This window comes from Brevibacillus fortis (genome assembly GCF_003013395.1).
GTDB classification, from domain to species: domain Bacteria; phylum Bacillota; class Bacilli; order Brevibacillales; family Brevibacillaceae; genus Brevibacillus; species Brevibacillus fortis.
In genome coordinates, this window is sequence record NZ_PXZM01000012.1 from 41,880 (window position 1) to 57,775 (window position 15,896).

Sequence of the window (15,896 nt, forward strand, 5' to 3'; positions counted from 1 at the left end):
CTCGGTTATCAAACAATCCTGACTGTTTATTGCAGCGTCTTGCGCATATCATTTACTTTTGACCAAACCTTCTTGTAGAACTGGTACATTTCTTCACCATTCACGTATTCGTCGCGATCGTATTCCAGATCGTTTTTCGTTTCTTGGAATACCGCTCCGATCTCGTCAAGTTTTGCCACCAGTTGTTGTGTATCCTCTGCAGAAGTCATCGCGTCGCTGCGTTTTCCTGTCTTGCGCTGGATCGTTGCCATGCTCTTGTGATCCAATGCGCGGAATTTTTCATAGATGGCGAATTCAACGTGCTTGTTCACCTTCATCAGGTTGATAAATGGCTCCCATGCCTCTTCTTCCTCATCCTTGTCATAGACGTACAATGCGCCACGCTTGCAGATCGTACCGGTATAGAGTGCTTCAATGAAACGGGTCACCAGCTCTTCTTCGCCCTGGATGGCGTTGACTATTTGCTCCAGCTCCTGGATTTTGGCCTCGATTTCTTCGTATTTACGCACTTCTTGTTCGATCAAGCGAATCTGCTCTGGATAGCGAATCAGGTTTTCTTTTGCCATCTCTTCATTGATACTGCCGAAAACATCCCGTGTTGATTCTTGCTCCAGACCATCTCTCATGAAGCCTTTGAGCTCTACCAATGCACGCTTGATCTCGCCAGGGCTCAGCTTGGTCGCGTCTCCTTGCGCTTGGTGCTTGGCTAAGAAAGCAGCCATGGAGAAGGACTTCGTCACGATGCTTTCATAGCGGTTGCTCGTCTTGCTGTCGCTGCCTTTTTCGCGGATGACTCCGTAGCGCACCGCACGGTCAAACAGTTCACGTATTTTGGCGTTGTACGTTTTGATCCGCCCGTTTTGGTACGTATCTCCCCATGATTTTTCTGGAATTGGAGATGGGAGGTACGCCCAGTTGTTCTTCTCGGTTTGAACGAGGTGGCGTCCAATACCCTCTCTATCCAGAATGGTACGTTCGTAGCTTTCCTCGTAGACCTTCAGTGGTGTGTAAGCGAACAGCGGAACACCGTTTTTCGTATTCAGCCAGAAGATGCGGTTTTTGACTTCGCTTTCTTTGACGGTAAAACGCGAGCCGCTAATGGCGGTATCTTGATAGTTTTTAATCCCCTTCAAAATCGATGGTGCTTTCAGTGGCACGGATACAAAACCCCAAGAAGGGAAGTGCATATTGCCGAGATTGTTGCTTAAATGGAAGACCGGAATTGCCTCTTCATCCAGCTTGCTCGCGATCTTGCGCTCTACGATGCGATCCAATGTCTCGTCCTGACCGTATTTGATCATGAGGAACTCTTCCATCGACTTGGTGATCAGCTCACCGAACTTCTCCGAGAGGAATTCGGAAATCGAGCTGACGATATCCAGCTCCTGCTCTTTGACCCACTGATCGGAGTGTCGCAGCAGCTCGCTGGTGAAATCACGGATCAGGTCATCCGCATCTCTTTGCTCCAGGATGCTGCTGACTACTTTGGAGATATCCGGCACGCTGACGATATTCCAGTAGTACGTCTTGTTGCCAGTGCGGTCGCTCTCTTCGCCGCCGTTGATCAGGATGTCGCCGTTTTGCTCGAAAATTTGGTTGAGTGCGTTCAAAATTTCAGTAAACACGTTATAAATGCGGTTGTTTTCTGCATTCAGCAAACGGTGCAGCTCTTCGTAGAATTCGATCATTTGCTCCAGCTTTTCCTGATCAGCCAGGAGCTGGTATTCGTTGATCTTCGCTTCGATATAGCTGTTTTTCTTCTTCTCCTTGGAGATGAATGCACTGCGGGCATCGCCCAGCTTTTCATTCGCGTTCTCTCTCGCGCCCTCGATCTCGCGCGGGTAACTCTCCAACTTCGCCTTGAGGCTCTCTATGTAGGAGAGGATCATTTTCATCAGGCAATAGCCTTTGTCCGATTGAATCATACGAGACGCATAGAATGGTCCTTGCTGCGCGTGCAGGAATACTCGCGTGATCATTTCGCCAAAAACAGAGATCATGTCGCCTGGCATCTGCTTTTTGGACTTGATGTACGCTTCACGCGCTTTGGCGAGATAGCCTTGCTCCAGCTCGTGGTCGATGCTTACGACTTGCTGAGTAATAACGTTGCTGTAGTTCAGTCGCTCGCTATTTTCATAGCCTGGCAACGGCTCAGGAACGCGCTCCTCGAACTTGCGCGCAATTGAGTCGATGTCGATTCCCAGCTTGCGGGCGAATTTCTCCGCATCTTCTTGCGTTGGCGCAACTGTGAACATTTTTTCCATCTTTTTAAACAAGCGATAGGCCAAGTACGTTGTCATCTCTTCGATCGGCAAGACAGCAGAGGAGGCACCGATGACGTTGTATTGATAGTTGGCTGCGTACGGTTTTGGCATCTGGTTGATGTTCGTACGGATGTTGCTGATATAGTCGTGGATCGCAAACTCTTCACCCGAGCGCTTTTCTTCGCTCGCCATGAAGTTCGTAATGTTCTCCGCGGTTACGTTCATGCAGTAATCGTAGGCGTTTTCCAATGCTTTGCCTTCGAGATTGGTCGCAGAAATCAAATGGCACAAGTTGAAAGGCGGCATTGGCGATTGGACGGTGAGCACGTTGCCGTATTGCTGGCGGAAACGCTCATTGCGCTCATCCGCATTCATCCAGTAGTCTAGCTCTTTTAGTGCGGCGTAACCGTTTTTCATGATGTAGTCGCGTGTGTGCGAGCTAAGGCTCTTATTCGACAGGTTGACGTCAGGCGTGAACAGGTAGCCCAGCGTATTCACCTTGTCTACCCCCGCACTGCCGAAGTCGCGCTCCAAAATGCCGCGTACGATATAGGCGATGTCAAGGAAGCAACCACTCCCCGTTCCCCCGGACAAACCACTCAAAAGGAATACGGTCAGCTTTTTGTTCGTGCCCTCGCACAGCATCTTGACCTTTTTCTCAATCGTTTGTACGACTTGCGTAATTTTCGTAAAGAGAAGAAGTCGACCTGCCTGGCGCACACCCGACGCTCCGCTGATTCCGTCCGTAATCGTCAGCTCTGGTGAGAGCCAGTCGGTGATGTACGGCTCCAGAATACTGCGATTCTGCAACACACCGCCGATCTCAGGATTGGACAGAAGGACAAACTCCGTCACCGGATCGAGCCCGATGCCCTTGTACTTTTTGTTGCGGTCATGCTCATTCGTTTCAAATGCGATGAATTCAATATTGTCCGGCTTCTCTTTGCGTTTCTTGGAAAGCTGGTCTACAGGCAGCTTAAAGCGTCTGTTCACTTGGTATTTCAGGCGCAACAGCGCATCAATACCTGTACCGCCAAGACCGATGACAAGCATCGGGTTATCAATGGTATCTACACGAATCTTGTCACTGACGATTCCTCCGCCGAGGGATACGTCCAATTGTTGAATGTGTTCTCTCACAACTGCTTTCATAATCGACTCACTCCTAGACGATGTAATCTACATATAAGGACTTGTTCACATTTGTTAACGAAATTTTGATACGATCGTTTTTCTTCAACTCTTTGCCTTTGCTGGCATCGAGTACACGTCCGGCTTTTTCAATGCGGCAGCTCGAACGGTTTTCGATGATCAGCGTATCGTTTTTCCCTGGTAGTAAGATGACTTTCTCTGTCTCCGCAAACTCAGGGGCGAGCTGCAAGAGCTGGTGCAGCTTTACTTTTCCTTTGAACGCATTCAGTTTCTTGTACTGCGGATTGGACTTCTCGCCTGTATCCTCATCCACGATCTCGATGGCGATTTGGCCCGCGAAGCCCTTGTTCGCCTTGCGATAGATCGACAGTGCGTACAAGCCTGCCACGATCACCAGGATGAGAACTACGCTACCTCCTACTACGGTCAACCATGGAAATGGTTTCGATTCTGCCGCAGGATCAGTGGTTGTCGTCGGCTTGTTCGCTCCAGAACCTGCCGTTTTCGAAGCATCTACAAGGAGTGGCTTTGTCTCCCGGTAAAAGCTGGTGTCTTCTGCCTTGATTTTTATCTCGTACGTATGGTCAGCCGGGATCGTGAAGCTGCCCTCGAACCCGCTGCCAGTGTTTTTCAGGACGACCTCATTTGTCTTCTTGTCTGTCTGGTCATTGACGATCAGTGTCGCCTTCATCTGCTTGTACAGATCAGGACTCGCTACCTTTTGTCCATTTGAAACAAGTCCAGCTTTGATCGGTACGACATCCCCAGCCTTGAAGCTCTTGGCTGTGACTGGCTCCATCTCCAATTGCAAGTCGTAGTTGAAGATGAGGTTAATATCGATCTTTTCCTTCGGGACACCCTTTACCTGTAGCTTCCAATCCCCTTGCTGTGGCTTGACCAGCTTGATCATGGTGTACGCATTGGACTTCGATAATCTGACCTGATTCGAAGGAACTTGTACTTCCTTTCCTGCTGGGTCATACAGCTTCACTTCCACCGGTTTTTGCGACATGATCGAGATGTTGGCTTCCATGACACTGCCGTTCGGGATTGGGATCGGAATTTCCTGAGCCTGACCGTTTGCGACGAAGCTCTTAACCGGGACAACCTTCAGCTTCAGGTGATTCGCAAAGATCTCGCTCAAGATTTGCGGGAGCTTGTCCGCTGTGCTTGTTTCAAAAAACTTACCATTTGTCTCTGTGGCAATCTGTTGCAGGGCCGTGCGGTTAAGCTGACCGTCTGCGTTCAAGCCAATCGTGTAAATCGGATAACCTTTGTCTTTGGCCTCTTTTACTGCTTGCTGCAGCTCTTGATCAGACTGTGCTTGGGTACGGCTTGATGCTTTGTTCAAATAGTTGTTACCGTCTGCCAACAGCACGATGATCGGTGCATTGTTTGGATTACGTCCCGCATCGAGAATTTTTACGGCTTCGGTTACCCCGACGGAGATATCCGTGTAGGCTCCTTTTTGCAGGCTATCGATGAAGGCTTTGATATCGTTCTTGTCTTCTTCGGAATTGATCTCAAGCAGTGCTTTTTCCCGCTCGATCTTGTCGGTATAGGCAACTACACCGATTTTGTTCGCTTGGATCGACGTCATGTCGACGAACATTTTCATCGCTTCGTTGCTGACTTTGTTCTTGTCGCTTTTAGTCATGGAATTGCTGACGTCCACGACCAGTACCGCGTCCATATTGTTTCCGCTCGTTTGCGCAAAGCCCGGGTGAGTGACGGAGAAGACACTGACCAAGAGCAGGGCGAGACATACTACGTATCGACATAACATTCGGAATCGTATTATTTTCATAAGTGCTCCTTTTCCATTATTAAGGAAGAATTTAGAAGTGTTGCAAAGAAAGTAAGACTATGACACTATTACCACTAGATTCAAGATATAGAAGACAGATGATAGAAAAGTACTAGAATGATTGCCCCTTACTCGTAATACGATACGACATGATTCTTTGTTACAGATTTCGACAACTTCGTTAGGAGAAATTTTATGTTAACTTACTTTCTGTTGTTTGCGGCTTTTTTGCTGTTGGCGGTCCGATTCCTCAAGCTGCTGCGACTAAAACGGCGCAATCTCTCCAACGCCGAAATCGATCAGCATCTTCATGCCTTACTGAATGAGAAGAGGGATTCACCATGAGAAAACGAATCGGCGTCCAATTTCGAAAAACCCGTAAAACCACTCATACGTATGAAAGAATTCAAGCCTGCACGCGATGCCATACGTACCATGTCTTATGGGAGACGCATTGTGAGACCTGTGGGAGAACCTACACACCGATCCGCCAGGCTTCCCATGCGGTGACGCGCCGCTATGTACAGACACGCTTTTTGCTCTTGGGCTTGTTCGTCTGTCTTGCTGTCCTTTCTGCGGATACCCTTTTGCAATTAGCTCTCGCAGGAGGTATTGGCTGTGTGTTGTTCGTCCTGTTTTTCGTGATGCAGAAAAAATACGGCTCCTATGAAAGAGACGTACAATTTCAACACTTTTTAACGAGGGAACAGGAGACGCTCAAGAAGTCACTCCTCCGTCATTTGGAGGAAGTGGGCAACGACGTCAAAGAAGGACATCTCAAGGAAGCTTATGAAAAAACAAGAGAGCTCGGGCATTTCATCGATTCCGATACGATCAAGATTCGCAAGATCATGTTCCTCAATCATTACGTCCTGCGCAAAGACATGGAACTGGAGCTCGAAACGCTCATCCCGTCTATGTACGACAAGGACTTCATGGAATATGTGCGCGAAGTCATCAAGGTCCAGCCTTCGCTCGTCAAAAAATCTGTGCTCCAGTATGTCAGACGATATAAAAATCAAATATTGTTGCTAGAAAACGGGGATCAGCTGATCGGTCAAGTGGCAGGTGCGGCGCTCCGCATGAAGTCTTATGTAGATGAATATCAGGATCTGATTATCGAATTTATCGATTTTTTGCCCCGCGAGCGCCTTCTGCGATTGGCAAAAATGGTACAAACCCATAAAGATGAAGGTTGGGAACAACTATATCATTCTACCAAAAACAGGGTGGATACGCATTACGCGTTTGACCCGGATTTCAAAGGCATACTGTGAAGGAGGAGCCTTTTATGCTGCCTATTTCTCCCTATCATAGGTCCCTCTGGGTCCGTAATATTTTTCTTGGACTCTTTGCCCTTGGTTTGATCGCCGTTCTGTTCAAGCTCGGATTTGGGTACAAGCAGATTACGCTGTACAAGCAGGCAAAGGCGTTTTATGAACAAAAGAACCTGCTGCAAGCCGAGGAAACCTTTTCTCGTGCGCATGATATGGCTGTCCTTTCTTACGGAGATGACGAGTGGAATTCCATCATGTTCCAACTGACTTCTATCCGCACTGATTTGGAAGGGCTTCACCAGCAATCGCGCTCTGCCATCTCGGAGAAAAAGGTCGCAGAAATCGGTGCAGTCTATGAACAATACCAAGCTGTCAAACAGCAATACCAGAATCAAAAGAACGTCCCGGCGATGTTTTTCCAGCAATTGTCCGCTCATTTGGGTATGGATAAGAGCTTTTCCGATTATTACTTGAACGCCTTGCAAACAGCCAAGTCGCAGGCACAATCGAATCTCGAAAAGGAAAACTATCAGGACGAATCTTTCATCGAAACACTCCTTGCCATTCCAGATGAATACTACGGCGGCAAAGAGAAAAAGAAGGCTGAGCTCACGGCCTTGTTCCAGGACTATGAAAAGACGAAGCTGCGGAAATTGATCGCTTCGGCTTCTTTTGAGGAAGTCATCACCAAAACGGCTACCAGCTTGCGCCATTACGAAAAACTGGGTATCGACACAGACTGGTTAGTGGGTCAGTTGGAAAAGTATGCGCTAGCCGAAATCAAGGAAGTCATTCGTTCGAAGGATTTGAGTGCCTTCGTTGATATGGCAGCCGCCTATCGAAAAATCGAGGATGTCCTGTCTAGTGACTCACCTGTCCTCGATTCAATCACCCGCTATCTGGAAGGCAAGCTCAAGCAGGCAGAACAATACATCAAGTCGTTTGAGTTCACCAAAGCGCGTGAATTGTACGAACAGTTGAATCCGCTCCAGGATACGGCTACACTCCTGTCCGATCTGGAAAAACTCTGGTTGGAATACGATCCAGCACGCTTATTGCAATTGAGATATCCAGACAGAACGTTCACCGAAATGCTCTCCGGCACAGATCGCTGGGGAGCAAAGCTTTACGCATTTGGACTCTCTGAGGCAGATCAACGTCTTTACTTCGCGGCGAAAATGCCAAATGACTCGCTTCTCTATCTGGATCAGTCACTCGATGTGGACATGAAATCGGCAAAGGCTAAGATCGACGATACTCTTGGAAGTAAAGAAAAGCCTATCATTATCGTGAGTGCATCCGGCAAGGAGCGGACTAACGCCTACACTGCCCTCTCTCCGAATTTGACAAAAGAGACTCTCGATAAGCGCTTTTCGTTCGAGGCTGATGAACTCAGCGTAGAAGACTCCGAGCATGTGATCATGAAAAATGCGGTAGGCAAAGGGGAAAACGAAATCGCTCTGTTCAAGCTCGAGGATAATGGCCTGGATTACATAGAAAAGCTGGCTGACTTGGAAAAGAGTTCCGAAGAAACAACCGAGGGAACTGAGTCAGGAGAAGCGACTTCCCCTGCTGACGGGTCGACAGAAGCGACGGATCAGATCTCCCCTGCCCCTCAAAAAATCGATGTTTTTGCAGGGCCCGGTGAAAACTACGATCGGATCGGTCAAGTGGTGGCAGATGGCTCCATTCAAGTCATCGCAGATCTGAATGGCTGGTACCAGATTGTGTTTGATGGAAAAGAAGGCTGGATACGCGCTACCGAATCAACGCCATAATCAGTCTGCTGAATTAGGAGCTCCCCTCGCGATCATGCACGCTTTCTTTGATCTGCGTCAGGAGCTTTTCCCTATTTTTCCACATTGCACTATGTGTCAGATTATTCTATAATCTATTTTTATTTTATAGATAGACAAGGAGTGAGAAGAGATGTTTGGAATCGTTCATTATGAAGCATTTCTGATGACCGCGATCATGTTGAACCTGATACCCGGTTCAGACACGATGTACATCATCACCCGCAGCATTTCGCAAGGAAAACAGGCAGGTATTCTTTCGGTTCTCGGTATTCTGACAGGCTCCCTCATTCACACGCTCCTAGCTGCTTTTGGTTTGTCCCTCATTTTGGCTCAATCCATCGTGCTTTTTAATATCGTCAAAATATTGGGGGTCGCCTATCTCGTCTATTTGGGCATTCGCATGCTCATGACGAAGGAATCACCAGCTTTTGATACAGCCGATTCCAAGAAGCTGAAGGGTGAAAAGATCTATCTGCAAGCAATCCTGACAAGTGTAACGAATCCAAAGGTCGCCCTGTTTTTCATCGCCTTCCTCCCGCAATTTGTTAGCACGACGGAAGCCGGACCACTCCCTTTCCTCATTCTTGGCCTTACTTTTACCGTTACGGGTGGCATCTGGTGCAGTCTCCTCGCCCTGTTTGCTTCCTTCGCTACGCAAAAATTGCGCAATAATCAGAAGTTCTCTGTCATTCTCAACAAGCTGACGGGGATTGTGTTTATCGGGATGGGGTTGAATCTGTTGCGGGCGAAAGCGAATCCTTAAAAGCTGAGATATAGAAGGGAACTGGACGTAACAGCATCGTATAATAAAAAGGGACAAGGATGTTCCAGCATCCCTGCCCCTGTACAAATAGCCAACCCGCTAGGGCTATTGGCTCAGAACTGTAAGAGTCAAAGAATGACTACCTAACCTCCTCAACGGTCAAAGGTCCTTTCTCAAGGGAATGAGCCAACAACTACCTTTGACGAGCCGCGCTATAGTATTTTCAGCTTGATAAGATAAGGTTTGAACCAATGCTCGGATACTAGAAGTATTAAACATACTAACTCAAAAAGCCAAGAAGGGCATTTCTGCCACTTGGCTTTTTTCATGTTCAGAAATTGTTTAGGTCGAAAGTTTATGATGCTTCTAGGCATTTTTTCACAATTGGAACAGTAGGTGAATCTGTTGTTCGCGACTAGCAAGATTTGTACACTGAAGAATGCCCTTAATGAAAAAGTTTAGTATAACTAAAAAACAAGGAAGGAAAGATGAATTGAGTTAACGGTGCAAAAAGGGAGTTGAAGAATGTGCGAGTGCTGTTAAGTGCTGGGTTTATTCTGGCAGGCTTGTTCCTCCTTTTCTATCCTCAATGGGAAACGGCGGTATCTGCACAAAAGCAAGAACAGCTCATCGAAGCGTTCGAACAACTGAGCAACGTTAGCGAGCAAATAGAAACGGCTGCATCAGAGGATCGACCAGCTCCTCAGATACAAGAACCGCTCGCTATGTTGGAAGGTGCCAGAGGCGTGATTCGGATTCCCAAAATTGATCTGGAAATGATGATTTTTGAAGGCGCAGACAAGCATGCCTTGAGTAAAGGTGTTGGCCTGATCGAGCCAGACAAGGAATTCGGTGTGAACAATGTTGGACTGGCAGGTCATCGCGGGATTACTCACGGCAAGCAATTCAATCGCTTGGACGAGCTAGCACCCAACGATGAGATTGAGATCAAGACGAAAACGGCAACCTACCAATTCGTTGTCGTTAAAACCTTTGTCGTAGATCGTACACAAGTAGAAGTTCTAGAGGATCAAAAGAAGCCGTTGATCACCTTGGTCACATGCACCCCTGTTGGAGCAAAAGATCCGAAGGACAGATTGATCATTCAAGCTGAATGGAAACAAACAACTTCATCTCAGCCCTAACACTTCCTGCTGAAAGACGAAATGAGCTAGCTTTTATTAATGACAGGAGGAGCATATGCAAAGGAAATCTTGGATCGCTGCGGTGGCACTTTTGCTCATCATCCAAAACTTTTTCGGTTTCACGACAACCTCGTATGCCCAAACACAAGGTCCGGTTGTCATTAACAATAGCGGGGAACCGGGTACAGGCGATCCTACCGATCCGGGCACTGGAACTCCTACCGATCCGGGCACAGGGACTCCTGTACCAGTACCTGAACCTGTTCCCGTCCCTCTCCCAGAACCTGACCCTGACGCCAATATCATCAAGGATAGCATCATCACCAGCGTAGTGATGAAGGACAAGGACGGAAACAACATTGAAGACATCCGCCCCGATCAAGGCTCGCGTGTTCAAGTTGATTTCACCTGGAAAATCACTGCCGGACATCCTTACACAGAAGGTGCCACCTTTACCTTCCCGCTCCCAGACAAGTTTAGGACCGATCGCAATTTGACCGGAGATCTGGACGGAGGCTACGGCACCTATGAAGTGACAATAGACGGAACTGTCACCTTTACTTTCAGTGATGCCATCAATGACGGCGCAGAGATTAATGACGGAACGTTCTTTGTGTGGCGGGAATTCGATGAGAAAAAGTTTGAGGGTGGCACGCGACAAGAGATCGATTTCAAATTCGATGGCGTCGCCCCAATCTCTGTCCATTTCAAAGGCAAAAACAACAATGAAATCGACAAAAACGGAAAAGCAAACAAGGGCATGAACCCTAGCCATCTCGATTGGACCGTCGATTTTAACCTAAGTGAAAATCCGCTTAAAGGCGCTGTCTTTACGGATGAGCTTCCAAGCGGTCTCGAATTGGATATGAGCTGCATCAAAGTGTATCCGTTAGAAGTTCTTTTGAATGGCTCTGTAAATACCAAGGGTGAAGTAACCACGTTCACTCCTGAGAAATTGACAGAAGGAAATGGGTTCAAAATAAACTTCGGCGACATTGAAGGTGCTTATCGCGTGACGTACAAGACCAACGTCACCGGTACGACAGATACAACCTACACGAATAAAGCCACTGTCACAGGAACGAATCTTCCAAAGGATTTAATCGATTCGGCGAATGTCTCTGTCCGATTCAGCCAGCCTTTGAACAAAAAGGCGATTGACTATGATTACAACACCCAAACGATCACCTGGGCTATTCAGTACAACTACAATGAAAAAGTGATCAAGCAAAGCGATGCGTGGCTAGAGGATCGATTCGATACGAGTCATCAAGAGCTCGTGAACAGTTCCTTTACCGTTCATAAAATGACCATCGGCGACAACGGAAACGGAACCAAAGACGGGGCAGCCATCACAGAGTACAACGTAACCCCATCGGCTACTGGCTTTCGTTTGCAGTTTGACAATGACGTATCGGCGGCTTACGAAATCACCTATCAAACCAAAGCCAAAAATCGTGTCCACCAAGACAGCTACCTCGTGAAAAATGAAGTAGAGATCTATGATGGAACCAAAAAAGATGCATCCAGAGAGATCAATCAAGCAATCTTCTGGAAAAACGCCAAAAAAGAAAAAGTGAACTACCTGGATAAAACGATCGAATGGACGCTTAGTCTAAACGATGACAATCAGGTGATGGATGAAGTCGTCATTACCGACAGTTATGCGGGCCAAGGGCTGACTCTTCTTCCTGACAAAGTAAAAATCAACGATTGGACAAAGGATTTGGAAGAAGGTGCTGACAAAGACTACAGCATCTCTCCGAACCGAACATACGAAGAAGGATTCACGATCACCTTCCACAAACCAGTCACAAAAGGTCTTGTGATTACGTACCTGACGAAGTTCGATCCCACTTCTAAGGACCGTCCATCCGCGTACCAAAACAAGGCTGAACTGAACTGGAAGGAAAACGGGAAAGCACAAGACCCCATCACGAAATCCGCTACCGTTAAACCAGACAATTACACCAACAACAACGGCAACAAAACGGGTACATACGACGCCCGGACAAAAGAAATCACGTGGACAATCGATGTGAACTATAACCTTCACAAGATTAACAACGCGATCATCCGGGATTTTTATACCGGGGAACAAACCTTTGTAAAAGACTCGTTAACCGTGCATAAGTTGCTGCTCACAGGTGGAGCAGATGGTGTGAAAGTGGTCGAGGGTCCAGTTGTCGCCACCAAATTTGACGAACTGGCCAACGGCTTCGAGCTTCATCTCGGTCCCATTGACTCCGCCTATCGCATCACGTACAAAACCAGCTTGGCCAATCTGCCTGTCGGGGAAGTGTACCAAAACAATGCGACCCTGCACGATAGCGACATAACAGGCACACCACTTTATAAAGGCCAGACAACTGTTAAGCCGACATACGGTGGGAAATACGTCATCAAAACAGGCGTACAAGGCACAGGAGCAGAATCGGAATATGCAACATGGACAGTAAAAATCAATCCTAGCCAGTCTCATATTTCAGCAGGTGCTGTTTTGACCGATACGCTGTCCAGCAATCAACTTCTGATGAAAGACTCTTTCAAACTCTTTACGACAACCGTCTCTGAATCCGGTGCTCTGGCTACCGGAAAAGAAGTGGCATCTGAGGACTACACATTAGAAGTAGTCGGCAACAGCTTTAAGCTGACTTTCAAAAATGATCTGCACACTGCCTACATCCTGGAATACCGTTCCTTTATCAATGCCGATCATGGAGAGACCATCAAAAACGAAGTCTCTTTTGCAGGGAAAACAGTTGTAGGTACAGGTAAAGACGGACAAGAAGGTGTCAAGGTCAGCTTGTCCGGTGCTGGTGGCGGAGCCAACACCCCTGGTAAAGGCGACTTGAAAATCGTCAAGACAGATGCAGATACGAAAAAAGCATTGGCAGGCGCCACATTCGGTCTGTACGACAAGTCAGGGAAAACCTTGCTGGAAACAGTCGTAACCGATGAAAATGGCACTGCCACCTTCAAAGGCTACAAATTTAAAACGTACAAGTTAAAAGAACTATCCGCTCCTGTTGGCTACGTCATCGCAGACGAGTACAGAAACGGAAAGGACATTACGTTAAAAGCTCCTGCGGGTACTGCCCCCGGTGTTCCAGTCACAATCGAAATGACCATCGACAACAAGCTCCTCCGTCAAGGATTTGAGTTAACCAAAGTTGACGCGGAGAATGTCGACAAAAAGCTCGAAGGCGCTGTCTTCCAGCTACAGTTTGAAAATGGCGGAGCGTTCGAAACGATTGCCGAGCTGACAACCGGCTCAGACGGAAAAGTCTCCAAAGGCGATCTACCAGAAGGAAACTATCAGCTAGTCGAAACAAAAGCTCCGAAGGGATACAAACTGGATGCGACTCCCCTTTCATTCAAAATCGCCGCCAACCAGACAGAAATTGTGACCCTTACGAAAAAGAACGCCAAAAATATCGGGTCCGTTCAATTGCTGAAAGTGGACCACTACACCAAAGAGCCACTGCCTGGCGTGACCTTTGAGCTTCAAGATGCTGACGGGAAAGTACTGCAAAGTGGACTCACAACGGATAAGGACGGTATCCTGCTCCTCGAAAACCTGAAGGCAGGATTCTACCAGCTCGTTGAAACAAAAGCTCTTGCTGATTATGAGCTCGCTGAACCACTGAAATTCGAAGTAACGGATGAGGGCACGGCCTCTCTCACGTTAACCAACAGATTGATCCCAGGCTCTGTGAAACTGACCAAGGTGAGAACGGGATACCCAAATCATAAGCTCAAAGGAGCTGAATTTACGCTCCGTGATGAAAATGGTCAGGTTGCCAAAGACATGAACGGTCAGGAGCTTACAAAGCTGACCACGGATGGCAACGGTGAGCTGATTGTCGAAGGCCTGAATCCAGGCAAGTATGAGTTTATCGAGACAAAGGCACCTGCTGGTTATGTAAACAAAAGCAAGCCAATCGAGTTCGAGATTAAAAGAAACCAAGTAGCTGGCGACCATGTAATGGTGACTGTCGAAAATGACGTGACCTCCGGTGGAGGCGGTGGAGGCGGAAATCCTGAGCCTAAACCTGAACCAAAACCTGAACCGAAGCCAGAACCGAAGCCAGAACCGAAGCCAGAGCCTAAGCCAGAGCCTAAGCCAGAGCCTAAGCCGGAAAAGCCAGACAAACCGGATAAACCAGATAAACCAGATAAACCAGATAAACCAGATAAACCTGGCAAACCGGATCAACCCGGCAACCCGGACCAACCTGGTAACCCAGACCAACCTGACAACCAAGACCAACCTGGCAACCCAGACCAACCTGGCAACCCGGACCAACCTGGCAACCCGGATCAACCGAGCAACCCAGACCAGCCTAGCACTCCTGATACAGACAACAACACTACGAACCCCAACACTTCCGGGGAGTTGAATCAAACAGGAGAAACGAGCAAACCGAACGATTCGGGAGCTGCCAACAACTCCAACGTCTTGGAAACCAACAACGAATCTCCAGCTACAGGCAAAGTATTGCCACAGACCGGAGAACAGGCTAACCCTATCCCTATCGTTGCAGGTATCCTTTCGATCTTGATCGGCATTTCGATCATGTACCGCAAAAACAAGAAAGCGTAGCTCATCTAAAGGACCAAGTCCAGGGATCTTCCCGGCTTGGTCCTCTTTTTTCCCCTACTCTAGCAATTGCCGGAGAAGCGGTTCACTTTTATATAAAATTTCCAGATGAGTCGCCTCGACGTAATAACGCTCACCTTCCAGCGCAAATACACTATTTGCCATGACATTCCCATCCCCAGCGTCACTATTGATCGAGCCCACTACTCTTCCATCGACCCATTTATTTGGAGACAGCGAGGGCACCGTTCGCAGGTAGTGAATCGTTTCGTGTCCGATGCCAGCTACCAGCGTGACGCGAATATTGCGGGCTGCGATAATCCCCATCGTTGCGTTCAGGTAGTCCATGTATTGATTTTTCACAACCATCTTTTCATAAGGTACGAATGTATCTACCCCCTGTTTTTTCTCCAGCAAATAATCGCCATAAGCTGCTGACGGGGTAAGGTCAAGGATGCTGGGAAAGTGTCTGTGAATAGCTTGTATACGTTGAAAAGGGATGCTTTGCTCCAAATACGCCAGATATACATTCATGTAGAGCTCCACGACATTTCTTTTCGCAGAAACAGAGCGCGGCAGCTTCCCTCCTGCCCAATAGCTGTAGGCAACAGGCGATCCTGCGTTGGGAGTCGCAAAAATGAGCAGCTGATCCACATCGTTTTGATAAAATTCGCTCTGGACATAGGCTCTAGCAACAAGCCCCCCCATGCTATGGCAAATGAGATTGACAGAAGGAGAACCTGTCGTTTGCTTTGCTCGCTCGATAACAGGCAGCAAAAAGCGCTCAGCTGAAATATCAATCTGCCTTCGCCAATCATAAAAAGCGACAAACAATTGTTCATTGAGGGCGTAACCCATTTTTCCAAGCAAACGGATAAATGGCTCGTAAGCCGTTCGGGCAAACCCGAAGCCCCAGTCACCAGTACCCGGAATAATTTGATCACTCATCGACCCAAACAGCCCCGGAACAAAAACAATCGGTGCCTTTTGCGCGAGAAAAGAACTCATGCTTGCACTCCTTTCCCTCTCTTTTGTCCCATGACCAGAAGGAAAACAACATATGCTTCTGCCTATGCCAGAGCAGCT

9 protein-coding genes are annotated in these 15,896 nt (G+C 47.7%); 6 read left to right on the plus strand and 3 right to left on the minus strand.

What is annotated here, in order from left to right; translation table 11 throughout:
• Positions 1-26: 26 nt before the first annotated feature.
• Both C7R93_RS08580 and C7R93_RS08585 read right to left on the minus strand, forming a co-directional pair.
• Positions 27-3,416 carry a tubulin-like doman-containing protein gene (locus C7R93_RS08580; RefSeq protein ID WP_106838433.1) on the minus strand — a complete coding sequence of 1,130 codons (3,390 nt, stop codon included), beginning with the start codon at positions 3,414-3,416 and terminating at the stop codon, positions 27-29.
• A gap of 13 nt (positions 3,417-3,429) precedes the next feature.
• Positions 3,430-5,223: a vWA domain-containing protein gene (locus C7R93_RS08585; protein WP_106838434.1), complete on the minus strand. Its 1,794-nt coding sequence runs from the start codon at positions 5,221-5,223 to the stop codon at positions 3,430-3,432.
• Positions 5,224-5,418: 195 nt separating this feature from the next.
• On the opposite strand from C7R93_RS08585, the gene C7R93_RS30235 reads away from it, so the two are divergent.
• From C7R93_RS30235 to C7R93_RS08610, 6 genes are all read left to right on the plus strand, one after another.
• Positions 5,419-5,568: a hypothetical protein gene (locus C7R93_RS30235; RefSeq protein WP_007724683.1), complete on the plus strand. Its 150-nt coding sequence runs from the start codon at positions 5,419-5,421 to the stop codon at positions 5,566-5,568.
• Positions 5,565-6,500 carry a hypothetical protein gene (locus C7R93_RS08590; protein ID WP_106838435.1) on the plus strand — a complete coding sequence of 312 codons (936 nt, stop codon included), beginning with the start codon at positions 5,565-5,567 and terminating at the stop codon, positions 6,498-6,500. Before C7R93_RS30235 ends, C7R93_RS08590 begins: the two co-directional genes overlap by 4 nt.
• Positions 6,501-6,514: 14 nt before the next feature.
• Positions 6,515-8,278 carry an SH3 domain-containing protein gene (locus C7R93_RS08595; RefSeq protein WP_106838436.1) on the plus strand — a complete coding sequence of 588 codons (1,764 nt, stop codon included), beginning with the start codon at positions 6,515-6,517 and terminating at the stop codon, positions 8,276-8,278.
• Between the two features lie 151 nt (positions 8,279-8,429).
• Entirely contained in the window at positions 8,430-9,062 is a 633-nt protein-coding gene (locus C7R93_RS08600) for a LysE family translocator (RefSeq protein ID WP_106838437.1), read from the plus strand.
• Between the two features lie 527 nt (positions 9,063-9,589).
• Entirely contained in the window at positions 9,590-10,207 is a 618-nt protein-coding gene (locus C7R93_RS08605) for a class D sortase (RefSeq protein WP_106838438.1), read from the plus strand.
• 55 nt (positions 10,208-10,262) lie between these two features.
• Positions 10,263-14,813, plus strand: a complete 4,551-nt coding sequence (locus tag C7R93_RS08610) for a collagen binding domain-containing protein (protein WP_106838439.1) — start codon at positions 10,263-10,265, stop codon at positions 14,811-14,813.
• A 54-nt stretch (positions 14,814-14,867) separates the two neighbouring features.
• Here C7R93_RS08610 and C7R93_RS08615 read toward each other — a convergent pair whose 3' ends face one another.
• Entirely contained in the window at positions 14,868-15,818 is a 951-nt protein-coding gene (locus C7R93_RS08615; RefSeq protein ID WP_106838440.1) for a lipase/acyltransferase domain-containing protein, read from the minus strand.
• Between the last annotated feature and the right edge of the window lie 78 nt (positions 15,819-15,896).

Coding starts and splice junctions, on each gene's coding strand:
- C7R93_RS08600 (WP_106838437.1), top strand. CDS start 8,430: ATGTTTGGAATCGTTCATTATGAAGCATTTCTGATGACCGCGATCATG.
- C7R93_RS08590 (WP_106838435.1), top strand. CDS start 5,565: ATGAGAAAACGAATCGGCGTCCAATTTCGAAAAACCCGTAAAACCACT.
- C7R93_RS08580 (WP_106838433.1), bottom strand. CDS start 3,416: ATGAAAGCAGTTGTGAGAGAACACATTCAACAATTGGACGTATCCCTC.
- C7R93_RS08610 (WP_106838439.1), top strand. CDS start 10,263: ATGCAAAGGAAATCTTGGATCGCTGCGGTGGCACTTTTGCTCATCATC.
- C7R93_RS08615 (WP_106838440.1), bottom strand. CDS start 15,818: ATGAGTTCTTTTCTCGCGCAAAAGGCACCGATTGTTTTTGTTCCGGGG.
- C7R93_RS08585 (WP_106838434.1), bottom strand. CDS start 5,223: ATGAAAATAATACGATTCCGAATGTTATGTCGATACGTAGTATGTCTC.
- C7R93_RS30235 (WP_007724683.1), top strand. CDS start 5,419: ATGTTAACTTACTTTCTGTTGTTTGCGGCTTTTTTGCTGTTGGCGGTC.
- C7R93_RS08595 (WP_106838436.1), top strand. CDS start 6,515: ATGCTGCCTATTTCTCCCTATCATAGGTCCCTCTGGGTCCGTAATATT.